General features: G+C 66.5%; 19 protein-coding genes. 6 read left to right on the top strand and 13 right to left on the bottom strand.

The features are described 5' to 3' along the window. Nucleotides 1–6 precede the first annotated feature (6 nt). The 12 genes from ACFFJ7_RS00900 to ACFFJ7_RS00845 form a co-directional block, all read right to left on the bottom strand. Complete coding sequence (locus ACFFJ7_RS00900; protein WP_377590324.1) at nucleotides 7–1,179, bottom strand: acyl-CoA dehydrogenase family protein; 1,173 nt, start codon at nucleotides 1,177–1,179, stop codon at nucleotides 7–9. Then, nucleotides 1,169–1,945, bottom strand: coding sequence for an enoyl-CoA hydratase/isomerase family protein (locus ACFFJ7_RS00895; protein WP_377590322.1), 777 nt, complete (start codon nucleotides 1,943–1,945; stop codon nucleotides 1,169–1,171). The genes ACFFJ7_RS00900 and ACFFJ7_RS00895 overlap by 11 nt, the downstream gene beginning before the upstream one ends. Next, nucleotides 1,942–2,946: an NAD(P)H-dependent flavin oxidoreductase gene (locus ACFFJ7_RS00890; protein WP_377590320.1), complete on the bottom strand. Its 1,005-nt coding sequence runs from the start codon at nucleotides 2,944–2,946 to the stop codon at nucleotides 1,942–1,944. Before ACFFJ7_RS00890 ends, ACFFJ7_RS00895 begins: the two co-directional genes overlap by 4 nt. After that, nucleotides 2,943–3,842 (bottom strand): MaoC/PaaZ C-terminal domain-containing protein, encoded by a 900-nt coding sequence (locus ACFFJ7_RS00885; RefSeq protein WP_377590318.1) that lies wholly within the window; start codon nucleotides 3,840–3,842, stop codon nucleotides 2,943–2,945. The genes ACFFJ7_RS00890 and ACFFJ7_RS00885 overlap by 4 nt, the downstream gene beginning before the upstream one ends. A gap of 14 nt (nucleotides 3,843–3,856) precedes the next feature. Beyond that, nucleotides 3,857–4,780 carry an SDR family oxidoreductase gene (locus ACFFJ7_RS00880; RefSeq protein ID WP_166953762.1) on the bottom strand — a complete coding sequence of 308 codons (924 nt, stop codon included), beginning with the start codon at nucleotides 4,778–4,780 and terminating at the stop codon, nucleotides 3,857–3,859. 15 nt (nucleotides 4,781–4,795) lie between these two features. After that, entirely contained in the window at nucleotides 4,796–5,953 is a 1,158-nt protein-coding gene (locus tag ACFFJ7_RS00875; protein ID WP_377590316.1) for an acetyl-CoA acetyltransferase, read from the bottom strand. After that, nucleotides 5,950–6,336: a Zn-ribbon domain-containing OB-fold protein gene (locus tag ACFFJ7_RS00870; RefSeq protein WP_377590314.1), complete on the bottom strand. Its 387-nt coding sequence runs from the start codon at nucleotides 6,334–6,336 to the stop codon at nucleotides 5,950–5,952. Before ACFFJ7_RS00870 ends, ACFFJ7_RS00875 begins: the two co-directional genes overlap by 4 nt. 119 nt (nucleotides 6,337–6,455) lie before the next feature. Beyond that, a complete protein-coding gene (locus tag ACFFJ7_RS00865; RefSeq protein ID WP_377590312.1) occupies nucleotides 6,456–7,265 on the bottom strand; it encodes an alpha/beta fold hydrolase in 810 nt (269 codons plus the stop codon). Between the two features lie 78 nt (nucleotides 7,266–7,343). Next, complete coding sequence (locus tag ACFFJ7_RS00860; protein WP_377590310.1) at nucleotides 7,344–8,840, bottom strand: tripartite tricarboxylate transporter permease; 1,497 nt, start codon at nucleotides 8,838–8,840, stop codon at nucleotides 7,344–7,346. Nucleotides 8,841–8,846: 6 nt separating this feature from the next. Then, nucleotides 8,847–9,317, bottom strand: coding sequence for a tripartite tricarboxylate transporter TctB family protein (locus tag ACFFJ7_RS00855; protein ID WP_377590308.1), 471 nt, complete (start codon nucleotides 9,315–9,317; stop codon nucleotides 8,847–8,849). A 236-nt stretch (nucleotides 9,318–9,553) separates the two neighbouring features. Beyond that, nucleotides 9,554–11,671 (bottom strand): acetate--CoA ligase family protein, encoded by a 2,118-nt coding sequence (locus ACFFJ7_RS00850; RefSeq protein WP_377590306.1) that lies wholly within the window; start codon nucleotides 11,669–11,671, stop codon nucleotides 9,554–9,556. Next, nucleotides 11,668–12,831, bottom strand: coding sequence for an acyl-CoA dehydrogenase family protein (locus ACFFJ7_RS00845; protein ID WP_166953747.1), 1,164 nt, complete (start codon nucleotides 12,829–12,831; stop codon nucleotides 11,668–11,670). Before ACFFJ7_RS00845 ends, ACFFJ7_RS00850 begins: the two co-directional genes overlap by 4 nt. 99 nt (nucleotides 12,832–12,930) lie before the next feature. Between ACFFJ7_RS00845 and ACFFJ7_RS00840 the strand changes: the two genes are divergently transcribed. Then, nucleotides 12,931–13,854: a LysR substrate-binding domain-containing protein gene (locus tag ACFFJ7_RS00840; RefSeq protein ID WP_246225343.1), complete on the top strand. Its 924-nt coding sequence runs from the start codon at nucleotides 12,931–12,933 to the stop codon at nucleotides 13,852–13,854. A gap of 182 nt (nucleotides 13,855–14,036) precedes the next feature. Here ACFFJ7_RS00840 and ACFFJ7_RS00835 read toward each other — a convergent pair whose 3' ends face one another. Beyond that, nucleotides 14,037–15,047, bottom strand: a complete 1,011-nt coding sequence (locus tag ACFFJ7_RS00835) for an AraC family transcriptional regulator (protein WP_377590303.1) — start codon at nucleotides 15,045–15,047, stop codon at nucleotides 14,037–14,039. Nucleotides 15,048–15,271: 224 nt separating this feature from the next. Between ACFFJ7_RS00835 and ACFFJ7_RS00830 the strand changes: the two genes are divergently transcribed. The 5 genes from ACFFJ7_RS00830 to ACFFJ7_RS00810 all read left to right on the top strand — a co-directional run bounded on the left by ACFFJ7_RS00830 (nucleotide 15,272) and on the right by ACFFJ7_RS00810 (nucleotide 19,419). Continuing rightward, complete coding sequence (locus ACFFJ7_RS00830) at nucleotides 15,272–15,700, top strand: cupin domain-containing protein (RefSeq protein WP_377590301.1); 429 nt, start codon at nucleotides 15,272–15,274, stop codon at nucleotides 15,698–15,700. A gap of 137 nt (nucleotides 15,701–15,837) precedes the next feature. Beyond that, nucleotides 15,838–16,242, top strand: coding sequence for a nuclear transport factor 2 family protein (locus tag ACFFJ7_RS00825; protein ID WP_377590299.1), 405 nt, complete (start codon nucleotides 15,838–15,840; stop codon nucleotides 16,240–16,242). 10 nt (nucleotides 16,243–16,252) lie between these two features. Further along, the gene (locus tag ACFFJ7_RS00820) at nucleotides 16,253–17,443 is read left to right on the top strand and encodes an acyl-CoA dehydrogenase family protein (protein ID WP_377590297.1); all 1,191 of its coding nucleotides are present in this window, start codon (nucleotides 16,253–16,255) and stop codon (nucleotides 17,441–17,443) included. A 72-nt stretch (nucleotides 17,444–17,515) separates the two neighbouring features. Continuing rightward, a complete protein-coding gene (locus ACFFJ7_RS00815; RefSeq protein WP_377590295.1) occupies nucleotides 17,516–18,922 on the top strand; it encodes a carboxylesterase family protein in 1,407 nt (468 codons plus the stop codon). Beyond that, nucleotides 18,919–19,419 (top strand): flavin reductase family protein, encoded by a 501-nt coding sequence (locus tag ACFFJ7_RS00810; RefSeq protein ID WP_166953734.1) that lies wholly within the window; start codon nucleotides 18,919–18,921, stop codon nucleotides 19,417–19,419. Before ACFFJ7_RS00815 ends, ACFFJ7_RS00810 begins: the two co-directional genes overlap by 4 nt. The last annotated feature ends 19 nt before the right edge of the window (nucleotides 19,420–19,438 follow it).

Raw genomic sequence — 19,438 nt, 5'->3', positions numbered from 1 at the left:
CAGCCTCTAGTCAGATTTCGGCAGGCCCAGGACCGAGCGCGCCAGAATGTTGCGGTGAATCTCGTTCGTGCCGGCGAAGATCGTCGGCGCCCTGCTCTCGTAATAGGGCGCCAGCAGGTCGGACGCTCCCTCGCCGGCGAGGACCGCATCGCTGCCGGCCACTTCCAGAAGCAGCTCCGACAGGCGCTGGAAGACGCTTGTCGACCAGATCTTCAGGGCCGAGATCTCGACCCCCACCTTGCCGTCGCTGCGCACCAGATCGGCAAAGCCGGCGTACATGTCCTGCGCGTCCTGCGTGTCGAAGATCGCCTGTGCCAGCCGGTCGCGCCAGTAGTCGCCGGTCAGCAGCCCGCGCTCCTCCATCTGGCGGCGCAGCGCCAGCAGCACCTTCAGCGCCCGTTTGGGCGAGCCGGCCCAGATGCGCTCGAATCCCAGCAGGGAGCGCGCCACCGCCCAGCCCTTGTCGGGCTCTCCCAGAATGCACTCGATGCCGACAGAGACATCGTCGAAGAACACCTCGCAGAAGTCCGGATGCCCGGACAGGTTCTCGATGGGGCGCACGGTGATGCCGGGCAGCCGCATGTCGATCAGCACGAAGCTGATGCCTTCCTGCTTGGGGCCGGAACGGTTGGTGCGGATCAACGCGAACATGTGGCTGGCGACATGGGCGGAGGTCGTCCAGATCTTCTGGCCGTTGATGATCAGACGGCCGCCCTCGATCCGGCCGTCGCATTGCAGGCTGGCGAGGTCGGACCCGGCGGCAGGCTCGGAATAGCCCTGGCACCAGATATGCTCGCCCGCATGCATCTTCGGCAGGTAATGGGCTTTCTGTTCCTGCGTGCCCCAGGCGATGATCGCCGGGCCGAGGTTGCGCACCCCGGCATCATGCAGCCAGGGCGTGCCGGCGGATTCCATCTCCTCGATGAAGATGAGGTGCCGGTCGGGCGTAAGCCCCATCCCGCCGTATTCCACCGGCCAGCCGGGCGCGATGAAGTTGCGCCGGTGCAGCGCCCTGTACCACGGCATCGTGGTTTCGGCCGGAAAACGGTGCGGATAGTGGCGCAGCCCGGCCGGGCACTCATCCTCGATAAAGGCGCTCAGGATGCCGCGGAATTCCGCCTCCGGCATACCGTTCCAATCCGGGTCGGCGCCGGGCATGTCCTTCCCCTCAGCGGCCATGATAGACACCGGGGCGCTTTTCCATGAAGGCGCGGATGGCCTCCTTGTAGTCCTCGCTCTGGTTCAGGAAAGACTGGGTATGAGCCTCGATATCCAGATAGGTATCCAGATCCGTCGCGGTCGCCACTTCAAAGAGATGCCGCGTCATGCCGAGCGCGAGCGTGGGCATCGCCAGAAGCTGGCGGCAATAGTCCTCCGCCTCGACCTCAAGCCGGTCCTCCGGGACCACGCGGCTGACCAGCCCCATGCCCAGCGCCTCGGGCGCGGGGAGGATGCGGCCGGAGAAGGCCAGCTCCTTGGCCCGCAGCTGGCCGATATGGCGGATCAGGAAATGGATCGCCCCGCCATCCGGCGCGAGACCGCGCTTCGAGAAGATCATGGAGAAGCGGGCGGTTTCCGTGGCGATCACCACGTCCGAGGCCAGCGCCACCGACCAGCCGAAGCCGACCGCGACGCCGGAGACCGCCGCGACAACGGGCTTTTCCAGCGCCGCCAGTTCTCGGGCGACGCCGCAGACGCCGCGCTGCATCCTTGCACGGGCACTGCCCTGCGTATCCTTGCCCATGCGTGAGACATCGGCACCGGCGCAGAAATCGCCGTTCGCGCCGCGGATCAGCACCACGCGCACCTCCGGATCGTAGCGCAGGCCGCGGACGATGTCGGCCATCTCGTAGCGTTCCTCGGGCGACAGCGCGTTGCGGCGGCCGGGCGTGTCGAAGGTTATACGGCCGATGCCGTCGGATTTTTCCAGATGCAGGCCCATCATCGTCCTCCCGTGCGCAGCCAGCCGGCCCGCAGCGCGCGGGCAGCATCGTCGGCGGCCTCGGCCGCATGCCATTCCTGTTCCAGTTGATCGGCGATCTCCGCCACGGGCTGGACGCGGTCGATCAGACCCACGCCCTGCCCCGCGCCGCGAATGTCGCGCCATGCCTTGGCCCCGGAGCGGGCGCCCGCCTGGTAGCGGCTCTTGTCGCGGCTGGCGGCGGCGACTTCCTCGGGATCCAGCCCCGCCGCCACGATGCTTTGCCGCAGATAGTTCGCCGGCAGCCCGCTGAAGAAGGGCGTGTAGATCACGTCCTTCAGGGCGGCCTCGATCACCATGGCGCGGTAGTCGCCGGGGGCACGGCTTTCGGCGGCGGGAATGAAGCGGCTGCCCATGTAGACCATGTCCGCCCCAAGCCCCAGCGCGGCATGGATAGCCCCGCCGGTGCCTATCGCGCCGGCCAGAACGATGGTGCCGCCGTAGAACTTCCGTACTTCGGAATAGAAGGCGAAGGGGTTTGCCGTGCCGGCATGTCCTCCCGCGCCGTTGCAGACGAGGATCAGCCCGTCGACGCCCTGCTCCAGCGCCTTTTCGGCATGGCGCACCGTGGTCACGTCATGAAACACCAGCCCGCCGTAGCCATGCGCGGCCTTGACCAGATCGCCGGGCGGCGACAGCGAGGTCAGCAGGAGCGGCACCTCATTGTCGATGCAGACCTGCGCGTCGTGATCGAAACGCGCGTTCGACCTGTTCGAGATCAGGTTCACCGCGTGGGGCGCGGCGGGGGCTTCGGGATGGGCGGCGTCGTGGGCCGCGAGCGCCTCCCGGATCGTCGTCAGCCAGACCTGCAGCTCGCTTTCCGGCCGGGCGTTCAGCGACGGGAAAGAACCGAGAATGCCGGCCTTGCATTGCGCCACGACCAGTTCGTGGCCTGAGACAAGGAACATCGGCGACGCGATGACGGGCAGCCGCAGCCGGCCGCGAAAGGCCTCGGGCAGACTCATGCGCTTTCCTCCAAAAGGGCGTAGCCGGGGGCCGGGTGACCGTCGCCCAGCAGGGCGCAGCCGGCATCCAGCACCGTGACGTTCCGCGCCTCCACACGGGCGCGGAAATGGGCCCGGTCTCGCTCGCTCCAGATCTCGAAGCGCACCGTCTCGCCGGGGAAAACCGGGCGCGAGAACCGGCACTCGACCGAGCGGATCGCGGCGGCATCGCCGTCGGCCACGGTTGGCAACAACGCCCGTACCGCCAGCCCGTAGGTGCAGAGCCCGTGCAGGATCGGCCGGTCGAAGCCCGCCTTGGCGGCATAGGCCGGATCGGCGTGCAGCGGATTGCAGTCGCTGTTCAGCCGGTAGATCAGCGCCTGTTCCGGACGGGTCGCCACATCCACCTCATAATCGGAGATCCGCTCCGGGCAGGGCGTGGCCCGTGGAACCGGGCCGAAGCTGCGGCCGAAGCCGCCGTCCGCCCGGCAGAAAGAGGAATGCAGCACCGAGGCCACGGGCGCGCCGGTTTGCGCGTCGAACATGGTGCGGGCCGCATGAATGACCGCGCCCTTTTCCCCCTTGTCCTCGACCGCCGCCACGCGGGCGCGGGCGTAGAGCCGCCCCACGGGGGCCAGCGGCCGATGCAGGAAGACCCGCTGCTCGCCGTGCACTACCTTGCTAAGGGTGACACCCAGCGCCGGATCGGCCGTCCATCGCCCGGGATGGCACAGGATGGCGGGCATGGTGGGCACCGCCGTCAGGCCGTTTTCGAAGACGAAGGGCAATTGCGCGGGATCCAGCGGGTCCTGACCGAAGCCAAGGGATACCGCGTAAAGCATCGTATCCTTGTCGGTATAGTCCTGTTCGAGCCGGGGAAAGGCCCAGGCTTCCAGTGCGTCGACGTTCAGGGCCATCGGGCCGTCCTTTCTCAGATCGGGTCCCAGCCGATGACGTCCCTGGTGCGCTCCGCCGGCGTGAAGGCGGAAGCCCAGGCATTCGGCAGGCGCTCGGCCAGCGCCTCCACGGTCCAGCCGTCGTCGCGGTGCATGGTGCGGATCGGGCGCGGCTGGTTGTAGAGATAGACCTCGTTGCCGCGCGCGCCGAAGATCTGGCCGGTGATCCCCGCAGCCGCGTCCGAGCACAGGAAGGCCGCCAGCGGCGCGATCTGGTCGGCACGGGTTCTCGTGCGGCGCTTTTCCATCTCGCGCGCCTGCTCCTCGGGGTCCTTGCCGGGAATGGTCTCGATCATCCGGCTGAAGGCATGGGGCGCGATGCAGTTCGACCGCACCCTGAACTTCGCCATGTCGAACGAGATGGCCCGGCTGAGGCCGACGATGCCCATCTTGGCGGCGGCGTAGTTGGCCTGCCCGAAGGAGCCGATCAGCCCCGAGGTCGACGTCATGTGTACGAAGGCGCCGCCTTCCTGCGCCTTGAAATGCGGCGCGCAGGCGTGGGAAACATTGAAGGCGCCGAAGAGGTGCACGCGCAGGACGGCCTCGAAATCCTCCGGCGTCATGCGGTGGAAGATCACGTCGCGCAGGATGCCGGCGCTGTGGACGGCGCCATCGATCCGGCCGAAATTCGCGATCGCGTCGTCGACCATGCGCTTCGCGCCCTCGGCGGTGGCGACGCTGTCGCCGTTGATCACGCCCTCGCCGCCGTCGGCGCGGATCAGATCCACCACTTCCTGCGCCGGGCTGGCGTCCTGCCCCTCGCCGGCCAACGAGGCGCCGAGGTCGTTGACGACCACCTTCGCGCCGTTGCGGGCGGCGCACAGGGCGATTTCGCGCCCTACCCCCCGGCCTGCGCCGGTCACGAGGATGACTTTGTCTTGCAGCAGTTTCACGGTCATAGCTTGTCCGTTCCGTCAGAGGGTTGAAGAGTTGCCGAGGATCAGCGTGGCCTGCCCGGCCAGAACGCCGCCGTTGCCGTGGGCGATGGCGGTTTCGGCACCGGCGACCTGACGGTCGCCGCATTCGCCGCGAAGCTGCCGGGCGGCCTCGACCATGGTGAAGAGGCCAAACATGCCGGGATGGCAGTAGGACAATCCCCCGCCCGAGGTATTCACCGGCAGCCTGCCGCCGGGCGCGATGGCGCCATCCTGCACGAAGCGCCCGCCCTCTCCCTTGGGACAGAAGCCCAGATCCTCCAGAAACAGAAGCGTGGTGACCGTGAAGGCGTCATAGACCTGCACCACATCGATGTCCTTCGCCGCCAGCCCCGCCATGGCATAGGCCTGCGCACCGGAGCGCGCCGCGCCGGTCTCGGTCAGGTCAGCCATCTGGCTGATGGAATGGTGTTCCTCGGCCTCGCCAGCGCCGAGCAGGTAAACCGGCGCCTTGCGCAGGCCGCGTGCCATGTCGGCCCGCACCATGACCACCGCCGCGCCGCCGTCCGTGACGAGGCAGCAGTCCCTGACGCCCAAAGGCGATGACACCATCGGCGCGTTCAGCACGTCCTCGCGCGTCAGCGGGCGGCGGTCGAAGGCGCGCGGGTTCAGCTGCGCCCAGCCGCGGGCCGCGAGCGCGATGTCGGCGAGGTCGCTGCGTGTGGTGCCATAGAGATGCATGTGACGGGCCGCCGCCAACGCATAGCCGGTGACGGGCAGGCGCGGATTGTACAGCCCGTCGTAGTCGTTGATGTCGCGCTGCGGCGTGAACTTGCCCCGTGCGCTGCGCTGGGTCGAGCCATAGGCAATCACCGCGACGTTGCACAGCCCCGCCTCAAGCGCCAGCGCCGCATGGGCCGCGAGGCTCTGGAACGACGCTCCGCCGATGTAGCTGGAATCGAAGTAGCGCGGACGGATGCCCATGTATTCGCACAGGGAGATCGTCGGCATCCGGAGCTGGCTCGCGGCACAGAAAACGCCGTCGACGTCGCGCAGCGCCAGCCCGCAGTCAGCGAGCGCGGCCAGCACGGCCTGCGCCATCAGATCGAGCGGTGTCGTACCCTCCGCCACCACGCCGAGATCGCTCTCGGCGACGCCGACGATGGCGCTGCCGCCCCGTTTCGGAACTGCGTTCATTGCACGCCCTCCCAGACGAAAACCGGCAGGGGGAGATCGTCCACGCTCTCCGCCGGACGAAAGGTCACACGCACGCGCCGGCCAATCTCGGCCGGATCGCCGCTGGCGCCTTCGACGGTCGACATCATGCGGAAACCTTCGTCCAGATCGATCAGCGCCACCGGATAGGGATCGCCCTTCGCCGGATGGACGCACGAAATGGAATAGACGGTGCCCAGCCCCCCGCTGATGCGCCATTCAAGAGGCGCGACGCCGCCGAAGGGGCATGCCAGACGCGGATAGAACACCGCCCTGCCGGCATCCGGGCTGAACTGATAGGCCAGTTCGCCGGCACGTAAATGGTCCTGCCACCGCCGCAGCGGCGACCTTTCGATCGTATTCATGTTTCCCCCCGGCGGGCGCCGGCCTCTTCAGGGCTTCGCCCGCTCCTCGTGACTCCAGAGTTAAATGCGTTTAAGGCAAACGCTCAACTTGGCTCCGGTCACCCATGCCTAACTCTTTGTTATGCTAAATTGGGACCTTCAGCGAATATCGCATGCCCCGTGAAGAAATCGATCAATGCGGCGTTGAAGCCTTCCGGGTTCTCGATATTGATCGAATGGCCTCCGTCCAGATCGACGATCCGCATCCGCGGCCAGATCGCCGCCAGCTCCGCGCGAAAGGGCTGGAAGGCGCGTTCGTGGCGACCGTTGACCAGGAGGGTCGGCACTTTCGGCGCGGAATCCACGACATGCCGCAGCGAAAGCGAGGGCATCACCTCGCCGAGGATGCGCGTATAGGTCGGCATATCGATGCGCTCGGCGTCAGCGCACAGCATGTCGCGCAGATCGGGTCGGAAGCGTCTGGCGAAACGGGGATGGAAATACTCGCGCCGCAGGGCCGCCACGCCTTCCCGCCGCAGCGTCTCCAGCCGGGACAGACGGGACGCGCGCTCCTGCGGGCTGTCGTTCTCCCGCAGCACGACCCGGGCGTTGGTGAAGGCCTGCGCCACCACCCGGTCCGGATAGCGCCGCGCGTAGTTGAGCGTCAGCCCCGCGCCGAAGCTTTGCCCGCAGACATACCAGCGGCCGATGCCCAGCTCCGTGCGGATGCGGTCGAGCCCGCCGATCAGGCTGTCCGCCGTCAGGCTGTTCACCTCCGCTGGCGGCGGGCTGTTCCCGTGGCCGGGCAGATCGACCTGCACAAGGTTGAAATGCCGGCCGAGGCCCCCGCGGTTGGGCAGCCAGTGGCGCGCATTCGTCAGCATGCCGTGCACCAGCAAAAGCCAGGGCCTATCCGCGCCGGAATAACGGATGCTGCTGTGCATCTTCATTTCTCGCTCCCTCGCCGGAAAAGAAAAACGGGCGCGGCCACAAGCTGCCGCGCCCGGAACCTGTCGACAGCCGATCCGTCATTCGTCGGCGAACATGACCGCGCGCTTCGCCCGCAGTTTGGGCATGACCATCAGCACGACCAGAAAGACCGCGAGGCCCAGCATCGCCAGCGGCAGCGGGCTGTCAACGAAGGTCAGCAGGTCGCCGTCCGACAGCACCAGAGCGCGGTTGAAGTTCTCCTCCAGCATCGGGCCGAGGACGAAGCCGAGCACCAGCGGCGCGGGCTCGAAACCGAGGAGCTTGAGAACCACGCCGAGCACCCCGAAAACCGCCGTCAGATACAGGTCGAAAGAGGAGAAACCCGACGCATAGACGCCGATGCAACTGAACATGACGATGCCGGGGAACAGCAGCCGATAGGGCACGCTCAGCAGTTTGACCCAGATACCGACCAGCGGCAGGTTCAGCAGGACGAGCATCAGGTTGCCGATCCACATCGAGGCGATCAGCCCCCAGAACAGTTCGGGCCGTGACGACATGACGTTAGGGCCCGGCTGGATGTTGTGGATCATGAGCGCGCCAAGGATCAGCGCCATCACCGGGCTGCCCGGAATACCCAGCGTCAGCGTGGGGATGAACGCGGTTTGCGCGGCGGCGTTGTTCGCGGATTCCGGCCCTGCGACGCCCTCGATCGCGCCTTGGCCGAATTCTTCCGGATGGCGGGACACGCGCTTTTCGACGCTGTAGGCGATGAAGGAGGACATCGAGATGCCGGCCCCCGGCAGCACGCCCAGCAGCGAGCCGATCCCGGTTCCGCGCAGGATCGGCGCGAACATGCGGCGGAAATCCTCGCGATCCGGCCAGAGACGGTTGATCGGGTTGGTTTTTGCATCGGGCTCATCGCGGTTCGCGAGGGTGGAGTAGATTTCACCGAAAGCGAACAGGCCCACCGCCAGCACGATGAAGTCGACGCCGTCCCAGAGCTGCTGCAAGCCGAAGGTGAAGCGCAGGGCGCCTGTATTGGAATCCGAGCCCGCCAGCCCCAGCAGCAGCCCCAGCACGACCATGGCCACCGATTTCAGCATGGTGCCGGAGGCCAGCGAGACCGCGCCGACAAGGCCGAGCGTCATCAGCGCGAAATAGTCCTTCGGGCCGAAGTCGATCGCTATTCGCGTCAGAGGCGCGGCAAAGGCGGCGATCAGCAGCGTGCCGAACGTCCCGGCCACGAAGGAACCGATGGCTGCCGTGGCGATGGCGACGCCCGCCCTGCCCTTGCGCGCCATCTGGTAGCCGTCGAGCACGGTCACGGTGGAGGCGGTCTCGCCCGGCAGGCTCATCAGGATGGCGGTGGTCGAGCCACCGTAGGCCGAGCCGTAGTAGATGCCGGCCAGCATGATCAGCGCCGAAAGCGGCTCCAGCCCATAGGTGAAGGGCAGCAGGATGGCGATGGTGGCGAGCGGTCCAAGGCCCGGCAGCACGCCGATCAGCGTTCCCAGCAGGGCGCCGGCCAGCGCATAGGCCAGATTGGCCAGCGTTCCCGCCGCGGAAAAACCGAGGATGATATTGTCCCACATGACCCGTCAACCTCCCCAGGGCCAGGCTTGCACCTGCAGATCCAGAAGGTAGCGGAACAGGACCACCGCGATCGCCGCCAGCACGACCGCGGTTGCCAGCGCCCCCACCGGCGTCAGCAGCCGCGACCCGGCCCCGACCGCAGCGATGCTGACAAGACATGTCAGGAAGAGTCCGGCCACCGGCAGCAGCAGGCCGAACAACACGAAGCCGCCCGCAACCACCACAAGGCACCACAGATGCCACGCATCCAGCCGGATCGGCGGTGCCGGGGAGACGCCTCCCTTGAAATCCACGGCGGAAACGACGATCCCGCAGCCGGTCAGCACCAGAAGCCCGGCGAGGATGACTGGAAAGAAGCCCGGTCCTATGTTTCTGGCGTTGCCTATGCCATATCCCGATGCGGCGATCGCGGCTGCGATGCCGACCGCGATCAGCAGCGTGCCGCCGATGACATCGCGAACATCCTTGACGGACATTACCTACCCTCCCGTTTTATTTTTTGACGACGCCGTACCCCTCGGCTCCCCCTTCTCACGCAGCCCGTGCATCCTGCGCCGGACCGGGGAACGAGCGGCGTTTCCCGGATAAATCCGACGAAAGGGCAAAGAGATAGAGCAAGGTGGCGGTTCTGGTCTAAGACGCGCTCCAATCAGAATTCGCTTAAAATAAGGAACCTGGAATCTGTCATGTATCAACGTAAACAGGACAGATTCTAAAGGCCGTCAGTGACTACGGACAGGAGCGCATCGAGCATCACGACGCCTTCCCCCTCGGGACGCACGAGGATCGGATTGATCTCGGCCTCCTGAATCCTTGCGGCGCCGGCGAGTGCGGATACGGCAGCGACCGCGTGGGCGAGGGCTTCAAGATCGCCCTTCGGCCGGTTGCGATAGCCCGACAGCAGCGCGAACCCCTTGACCTGGGCGATCATCGCGCGGGCTGCGTTGATGTCGACGGGCGCGGGATGCACGGCGCTGTCGCGGTAGATTTCGGTCATCACGCCGCCCATGGCGACCGTCACCATCGGGCCGGCCACCGGATCGCGCGTCAGGCCGATCAGAGCCTCGCCAAGGCCCTGGCACATCTCCTGAATCAGGATGCCCTCAAGCCGGAAGCCGGGACGGTGCGCCTCCGCCGAGGCCTTCATGTCGGCAATCGCCCGCATCAGAGCCGCGCGGTCCGTCACCCCGACGCGGATCGCGCCGGCCTCGGTCTTGTGCGGCAAATCGGCCGAAACCAGTTTCGCCACCACCGGATATGGAATGCCCAGATCGGCCGGCAGTTCGGCGTGCGGGGCCAGCACCACCGACAGCGGGCCGGGCACACCCAGCGCCCGCATCACCCGGGCCGAGGTTGTCTCGTCCTGCGTGCCGGGGACGAGCACGGCGATCAGCGCCTCGGCCTCGGCGGGGAGCGCCGCCGCCACGGGCTCGACGTCGGGGACCGGGGCGAACAGCGCCGCGATCGCCTCGGCACAGGTTTCCACGGTGCGAAACGCGGGCACGCCGCCTGCCTCCAGCATCGTCAGGCTTTCCGGCGCGTGAGGGAGCGGAAACGCCAGCACCGGAGCCGCGCCTGCCGGCGCATCGGCACGGGCATCGACGATGGGCGCCACGGCAAGCTCGGGATTGAACTGTGCGGAGGAGCCGATGACCACCAGCAGCATGCCGGTTTCCGGGTCCGCCATCAGCGTGCTGACGACCTCCTTCATTCGGTCATAGCGCGTGCCGGCGAGCGTCACATCCACCAGCTTGCCGTGGCCGAGCGGAATGCCCTGCGCCGTCAGTTTCGCGCGCGAGGCATCCGAGAGGCCGGCGATGGGCACGCCGCGCAGGGCAAGCTGGTCGATCACCATCGCGCCTCCGCCGCCGGTCGTGGACACCACCGTCACCGACCTCGGGCGGCTCGGCACCGGCACGAGCCGCGACAGGGTGCGCGCCACCGGGATCAGCGATTCGAACGCCTCGACCTCGCGAACCCCGACCGAGGCGAGGAAGGCCGACACCGACCGGGCCGAGCCGGTCAGCGCGCCGGTATGCGACACAGACAGCGCCTGCCCCTCCTCGCTGCGGCCGATCATGTAGGCCACGACGGGCTTGCCACGCGCCCGCGCGCCGCGCGCGAAGGCCGCCACCGCCTCGCGATCGCGGATCGTCTCCAGAAACAGGATGAAGCCGTCGGTGCCCGGATCGTCCAGCAGCAACTGCCCCAGCCGGCCCACTCCGGCGGTGGCCTCGTTCCCGGTCGATACGAGGACCGAAAAGCCCGTGTCCTGCGCCTTGCCGCGCGAGAGCATAGTGCCGATCACGCTGCCGCTTTGCGACAGCACGGCCAGCCTTCCCTTCGTGATACCCCCGGCGCGGAAGGCTGCGTTGGTGGTGCAGACGAAGCCCGGTGTCGTGGCGACAACGCCGGTGGAATTCGGCCCGATCAACAGGATGCCGGCCTCCTCGGCGATGCGCACCAGCCGCTCCTGGCGCAGGCGGCCCTCCTCTCCCGCCTCGGCAAAGCCGTCGGCCAGGATCGAGACCACCTTCACCCCGGTGCGGGCGCAATCCTCCAGCGCCTCAAGCGCCGGATCGGCGTTCAGCAGGATGTAGGCGTGATCGACGCCTTCCGGAAGCTCCCGGACGGACTTGTACGCCTTGAGCCCGCCGATCTCGTCCCGGGTCGGGTTGACCGGATAGACCCGTCCCTGCCAGCCGTTCGCCTGCAGAAGCTCCAGCGGGCGCGCCGTCAGCTTGCCCGACGAGCCGGAAACCCCCACCAACGCCACGCTTTCGGGCGCGATCAGCGCCTTCAGCAGGCTCGCATCGTCGTGGCGTATCACTTGCGGCCTCCGCGCTGATCGAAGCGGCGATCGAAGATGCCCTCGGCGATGCGGTTGCGCAGAATTTCCAGCGAACCGCCCGCGATCATCCAGCCCCGCGTGCGGCGCAGGCAATATTGCGCGGTGCTTTCCCCGGAGAAGCCAAGCCCGCCCATGATCTGCACGGCCTCGTTCGCGGCGAAGAACCCGGCCTCGTTGCACGCCAGCTTGGCCAGCGCGGTGTCCTGCGCCGAGGGCAGGCCGTCCGGCGCATCGGCTGCGTTGACGGCCGCGCGCATCAACAGCAACTCCGCCGCAGACAGCTTCAGCTCCATATCCGCGAATTTCCATTGCAGCCCCTGGAACTCCGCCAGCGGCCGGCCGAACTGCTTGCGCACCAGCGCATGGTCGCGCGCCAGATTGAAGGCGTGGCGCCCGACCGCCACCGCCCGCGCAGAATTGCCCAGCCGCTCGACATTGAAGCCCGATATCTGTTTCTTGAAGCCGCCCTCGCCCAGCAGGATATTTTCCTTCGGAATGAACACGTTGTCAAAGAACAGAGGCGACCAGGATTCCCCGTTCATGAACTCCGACGGGTTGCCGATGATGAAGCCTTCCATACCGCGCTCGACCAGAACCGAGCCGATGCCGTGCGTGCCCGGCCCAAAACGGGCATAGACAAGATAGACGCCGGCCTCGACGCTGTTGGTGCCGAAAATCTTCGATCCGTTCAGACGCCAGCCGTCGCCGTCCGGTGTCAGCGAGGTGGTCAGCTCGGTGACCGCCGAACCGGCTTCCGGCTCCGACATGCCCAGCGAGATCAGCGCCTTGCCGGAAAGAAGCGCCGGCAGGAAGCGCCTCTTCTGTTCCGGCGTCGCATATTCCACGAAGGTACGGATGGGGCCGAAATTGCAGGCCTGAATCACGTCACCCGATTTCGGGCAGACCTCGGCCACGGCGCGAATGGCCAGCACGGAGTCGACCAGCGAGCCGCCGGCTCCGCCATCGGCCTCGGGAAAGGCGATCCCCAGCAGCCCCATGTCCGCGCATCTCTGCGCCACGTCCCACGGATATTCCCTGGCCTGCGCACGCTGCGATGCCCCTTCGGCCAGCTCGGACAAGGCGAACTTGCGGACAGAATCGAAAAAAATCTGCTGCCCTTCGGTAAGTTTGAAATCCATCTGTTTCCTCAGCCCCTTCCGCACCGATCAAACTCAGTTTGACCGAACTGGGCTGCGGCGATAACGATGCTTGTGGTCTAGCATGGGAAACCAAAAGTTATGGCAGAACAGTACCGCAACCTGCCGCTGAACCCGCTGAGGGCCTTTGCGATCGCGGCGCAGTATCATACCTTTACGGCGGCGGCGAACCACATGGGCATCAGCCAGGTGGCGATCAGCCGCCAGATCGCCATTCTCGAAGGCTATCTCGGCGTGCAGCTTTTCGAGCGCCGGGCCCGGTCTGTGAAGCTGACGGAGGTCGGGAAATCCTTCAGCCGGGAGATCATCGGCCTGTTCCACGATCTGGAAATGGCCACCCATCGCGTGCTGCGCAACGAGCGCGAGATGGTCGTGCACCTGCGCATCTATCCGACGCTGGTGCACTATTGGCTCTCGCCACGGCTGAGCCGCTTCTACGACGCCTATCCCGGCCATTCCGTGCGCCTGGACACGACCGTGCAGCCGCTGGATTTCCGCGGCACTCATCTGGATCTGGCGTTCCAGCTCGGTCAGGGGGAGTGGGGCGACGCGCGCTGCCGCAAGCTGTTCGACGAGACGATCGACGTCGTCTGCAGCCCTGCCTATGCCGAGCGGTTCAACGGGTTCCGGTCCGGAGCGGATCTGGCGCACGCGGCGCTGCTGCATGCCAAGTACCGCCGCCGCGAATGGGATCTGTGGGCGCACGCGGCGGATCAGCGCCTGCCAGACGAGCCCGGAATGATCTTCGAAAGCTCGCTCCTCGCCTATGGCGCGGCGCGGGATGGCCTTGGCCTCGCCATCGGCCAGATCGACATCCTGCAGGACGAACTGGACTCCGGCCGCCTCGTGCGCCCGTTCATGACGCCCGTCAAGACTGGTTCCTCCTTCTATCTGGTCTGGCCCACCGTCAAGTCGGTCGCCACGCCGACGCGGCATTTCGTCGACTGGCTGCTCTCGCTGGCGGGGGAACCGCGCGAGTTCTTCAGACAACCGGCGAGGGAGTAGCGGGCGGCGGCGATCCGCGGGCGCATCAGAACTCCTGACGAAACCTCGCGGGATCGGCTGGCCGGTGATTTTGGCCACCTGTTGCGCTGCCGATCCTCGACAGTGCAATCCGTGTCGACTGCGTCCGGCGTCACAGGAAAAATGCAAACTGTTCTATTCCATCTGATCGATCAGAATTCGCTTTAGGAGACGCGCCGCAGAGTCTGCGACGGCAGTTCGCCGTAGCGTTTCCGATAGGCTTCGGCGAACCGGCCGAGGTTGATGAACCCCCATTTCAGGGCGATGTCGGTGACGGACGTGGCCCTGCCCGCCGCAACCAGCAGCTCGCCCCGCACCGCTTCCAGCCGCATGGCCCGCAGCGCCGCCATGGGCGTCGTACCGCGGAAATGCCGGAACCCCTCGAACAGCGTGCGGATGCTCACGCCGGCGGCGGCGGCGACGTCACCCACGGAAATCGCATCCCCCATATGCGCGGCCATGAAGTCCTCGGCCAGACGGACGTGCCGCGGCGCGGCCGGGCTGACCGGCGCCGCCAGCGCAGCCGAGTAGTTGTTCGGAAACCCGGTCAGCAGCATGGTCATGATCGTTTCTTCCAGATGCCGCCCGCCCCGCTGCGACCGGAAGAAGGTATCGTCCTGCTCGGCTTCCGCGGTGATGAAGTCGAGCAGCCGCCGGTAGCCGGGATCCCGTCCGGCGCCGGTCGCCGGATCGGGCAGGAACTCGATTGGATACCTCGCGCTGTCGTTCAGCAGCGACGCCAGATGCTGTTCCAGCGCCGGGCGCTCGACCTTGAGGACGAGCTGGGCGGAGGCGGCCGCCCATTTCATCTTCAGCCCCAGCGTCGCGGAACTGATGACATCCATGCCGGGTGCCGCAACGAGATCCCGCCCGCCCACCCGCATTTCGCAGGAGCTGCGGTCGATGGAATGCACCATGAACCAGCCTCCCGGCTCCCCGGCATCGATCTCCACGTCTTCGCCATAGGTGATGTAGCTCAGCGCCAGCCGGCCCATGGAAACGAAATTCTGCCTGCATGAAAGCTGCCGCCTTCGGCCGGCGTAATCGATATTATGGCAGCAGAACACACTGCCCACCCTCTCACGCGCCTCGTCGATATCCGTGGTTTGGAAAAGGAGATGGCGGGCGATCGGCGTTGCATGCGTGCCGTGGGTTGTTGAGGTGTTTTCCCGCATAATTCGTACATTCCCTGCAGCGAGCGGATAGACGACCGGGAGCATATAGTTTCAGCTTAAACCATATAAAAACGTCCGCACGAGACGTTCGTCAAGGGGATAAAGGTTTCAGCTTGAAATATCGGGGAATTGCCTCGGGCAATGCGCGACGCCGGCGCAGCCGTGCGTTTCACGCCACAGTTGGCACCCGATCGGGGCTTTCTATCGAAAACGGGAGCAATATCATGGATTTCAGCAAAGGCATCGTTGCCGGCGACGACAGCTTCAAGGGCCAGAAGTGGACCATTCTGGGCCAACCCTACCGGCCCCTGCATCTGACGCCGTCGTCGCTGCTCATGCATGCGGAATTCGGGCCGGGCAGCTTCGTGCCGACACATGTCCACGAGACGCAGGACGAGATCCTCCATATTCTCGAAGGTGTGATGGAATTCGAGCTGGAGGGCCGCACCATCAACGCCGGCGCCGGGGACACAGTCTCCCTGCCGATGGGTATCGCGCACGCGCTCTACAACCGCTCGGACGCGCTGGCACGGGCGCTGGTCGTCGTTTCCCCGACCGGCCGGATGTATGACTACATGATCGCGATTAGCGGATTGAGCGATCCAGCCGAGGTCGTCCGGCTGGGTGCCGAGCACGAAATCCAGTTCGTCTGAGCCACGTTCGGGCAGGACGCCCCGCGAGGGCACCGCGACCGCTTCCAAAAAGAACAACACATTGATACGGGTCCGGCCTCATGGCCGGGTACCGCCCCCGCATGCCTTGCGGAAATAAAAATCGATGAGGAGAGCGTATGATGAGCGTGAGGGAGACGGTCGAGGCCTTCTGGAAAGGTCACAGTGCCGGTGACCACGCCGCGCTGAAGCAAATCGTCTCGGAAGATCTGATCTGGACCGTGGTGGGAGGAACCAGCCCGATCGCGAAAACATATCGGGGCTGGGACGGATTCTTCGGCGAATTGCTCGACGGGCTGGCGCAGGCCTTCTGGCCGGGCACACTCGATATGCAGTTGAAGGGGCTCTATGCCGACGAGGAAAAGGGCGTCGGCATCCTGCAACTGGAGGAATCCGCCACGTTGCGGAACGGCAATACGGTGAAACTTGAGATCGTCGACGTGATGACGGTGCGTGGGGGCAAGGTTGTCGAGGTGCGCGAGGTCATGGATCTTGCCGCCGTCAACAAGGCCTTCGGTTTCTGAGGGGAACAGGATGTCGAGCGCTTACAAGAACGAACAGACAAGCCAGATCATTGCCCGCGTGCACGAGATCGGCCCCATCCTGCACGAAAACGCGGCGCAGGCCGACCGGGAGCGGCGCGTTCCCGATGCCTCGCTCGCGGCACTTGAGACGACGGGAGTCTTCGGCATCAATACGCTGGCGCAAAACGGCGGGCAGGAAGGCGGCGCGCGGATGCTGCTCGACGTAGCGAGCGCCATCGGCCAATACTGCACCAACGCGGCCTGGATTGCGGTCATCTCCAGTGTCTCGTCGCTTCTGACGCTGCGTTTTCCGCAATCGTCGCGCGACCGGGTTTTCTGCGACGGCAGGCCGGTGCGCATGGCCTCGGTCATCGTCGGATCGAGCAATACCGCGGTGCGCGACCGCGACGGCTATCGCGTCACGGGCGAGTGGCCGTTCGGCTCCAACATCCTGAATTCGGAATGGGCCATCGGCGTCGTCCAGATCCGCGAGAGCCCGGATGCGCCGCAGGAGCCCGGCTACGTGCTGCTGCACAGGGATCAGTACGATATCAAGGATACGTGGTTCACGATCGGGATGCGCGGCACCGGCAGCAACAATTTCGTCGCCCGGGATCAATGGGTCCCGGCGGATCAGGTGGTGCGGGCAGAGACCCTGCTCGGCCCGGGCTTCGAGGCGGCGGCGGATTCGCATTTCCTGCAGAGGCTCGCGCCGGTCTCGATGTTTCCGACGGTCATCATCTCGGGTCCGCTCGGCGCGGCGAGAGCAGCGCTCGAACTGACGGCGCAGGCATCGTCGAGACGGCCTGTGACCTATTCGAAGTACCAGCCGCAGAACACCTCCGGCGCGTTCGTTCAGGGCATTGGCGCGGCAGGGGCGAAAATCGACACCGCGGAGATGTTCCTGCAGCGCGCCGCCGACACCATCGACGCCGCCGCGCAGGGAACGACACCGCTGTCGCTTCAGGACCGGGCCATGATCCGCAATTGCTGTGCCCATGCCACTCACAATCTCGCCGATGCGATGAACGACATCGCCTGGCTGCACGGCACCGCGCTTTTCGCCGAGGCCAACCCCCTTGGCCGCCTGTGGCGCGACGTGAACACGGGCGTGCGCCATGCCATCGCCGCGAGCCCGCTCTGCTACGAGATCGGCGGCGCGGCGATCCTTGGCGTGGCTCCGCCGACACCGCTGGTCTAGACCATTTTTGCGATGCAACTCCGGGCGCGAGAGCGGCGTCCACTTTTGCTGAAACTGCTTCAGGAGCGGCCGATGCCGAACCTTGCGGAGAATGACGGCCGACACAGCCTTCGGCGCGGAACTGCCCTGGGTGTGCTGCGAAACGGCGCCGAGTGCTATTACGGCCTCAGATATGGGCGGTTGTCGCAACCCGGCAATCCCCGTTCCCCGGTCACGCCCGCGGAAGGCCAGTTCGAAACGGCGGAACTGACCGGCGTGCCGGTCTTTCCGCAGTTGCCCAGCCGGCTGGAGCGGGTGATGGGGCCGGGCATCCGCGAGAACCCGCAGCGTGATGAGGCGTTCTATCTCAATGTCTGGACTCCGGAAGGGGCAGACGGCCTGCCCGTGCTGGTGTTCCTCCACGGCGGCGCCTGGGTCAGCGGCGGCGGCGCGGCGCGCTGGTATCGCGGCGAACGGCTGGCGGCCGGCGGGATGGTCGTCGTCACCCTGAATTATCGCCTTGGTCCGGCGGGGCATCTTGAGGACAAGGGGCCGGGCGACGGCCATCGCCCGATCGGCGATCTGCTCGCCGCACTGGAATGGGTGCAGCGATGTATCCGGGACTTCGGCGGCGATCCGGACAGGGTAACCCTTGCCGGCCAGTCGGCCGGCGCCTGGTATGCGTGGGCGCTGGCCGGCCTGCCGGCGGCGCGGGGGCTGTTCCGGCAGGCCGCGCTGTTGAGCATCCCGCAGATCACGCCGTGGACTCCCGCATACCGTCACGCCTTTACCGGAAAGGTGGCCGAGGCCACCTTTCCGGGGCGGGCGGACGAGACGGCTTCAGAAGCGCTGCTGCGGGCCGGTGGAGAGGTTCTGGCGCGGACGCCGCAAAATCCGGGAGCGATCCCGCCGATGTATCTGCCCGTCTGGCCCACGGAGGATGCCGGTGCGGACAGACCGCTGCATGTCCGCGCACTCCATGTGCGGATCACGTGGCACGAAATGTCGGTTTTCCTGCCACCCCACCCCTCCGGCTCGGCCGAGGCAACCGCCACCCTTCGCGCCCCGCGCAGCCTTCAGACCCCGGCACAGCCGGCCTGTCCGCCCTCTCCCGCCACTTGGCCGGCGGATCGGACCGAAACCATCGCGCTCGCGTCGTGGCAGACGTTCGGCCGGTTCGCGCAAGACATTGCCGCATCGGCCCGAAAACGGGGCTGCACAGTGACATCGCGCGCATTTGCGGCGCTGGCGGGTCTGCCGGAGCTGGGTGCGGCGCATTGCCTCGATCTGCCGTTCCAGTTCGGCAACGCCGGCGACTGGCATGACGCGCCGATGCTCCACGGCTGGCGCGCAGACGATTTCGAACGGCTGAGCGCCGAGGTTCGCCGGGATCTGGCGGATTTCGTCGCCGGCCGCCATCAGGCCCCTGCCGGCATCCTCGGAGAGGGCTACGGGCCGATGCAGGATCAGGAAACGCAGGATCAGGAATGTCCACGATGACCCAGACACGTCCGATGACAAACGCCTTCCGCGACGCTTTCCGCCGCCACCCGGCGGGCGTGGCGATCATTACCGCCGACACGGAGAACGGACCCGTCGCGCTGACCGTCAGTTCGCTGATTTCGGTCTGCGCCGCGCCGCCGGTGGTCGCCTTTTCGCTGTCCTCTTCGTCGCGCGCCTCGGAGGCGATCGTGAAAGCGGAGACGATCGTCGTTCACTTCCTGCGCTATGCCGATCAGGAACTGGCCCGCCTCTGCGCCAGCAGCGGCGCCGACCGCTTCGGCTCCGGGATCGACTGGGAGCGCCTGCCCACCGGGGAGCCGCGCTACCGCAGCGTCGAAACCTGGTTCCGCGCCCGATTGACAGGCACGACGCCCGTCGAGGGCGCAACGCTCGTCACCGCCACTCTGCTGGAGGGAAACGTGGCCTGTGCGACGGAGAGCGCCGATATCGATGCACTCGTCTATCTCGACCGGCGCTGGCACAGCCTGGGCTGATTCAAGATTTTCACCGCCG

Source organism: Pseudochelatococcus lubricantis (assembly GCF_042432495.1).
Classification (GTDB): domain Bacteria; phylum Pseudomonadota; class Alphaproteobacteria; order Rhizobiales; family Beijerinckiaceae; genus Pseudochelatococcus; species Pseudochelatococcus lubricantis.
The sequence above is the reverse complement of the archived record's forward strand: the minus strand, read 5'-3'. Positions and strand labels throughout refer to the sequence as shown.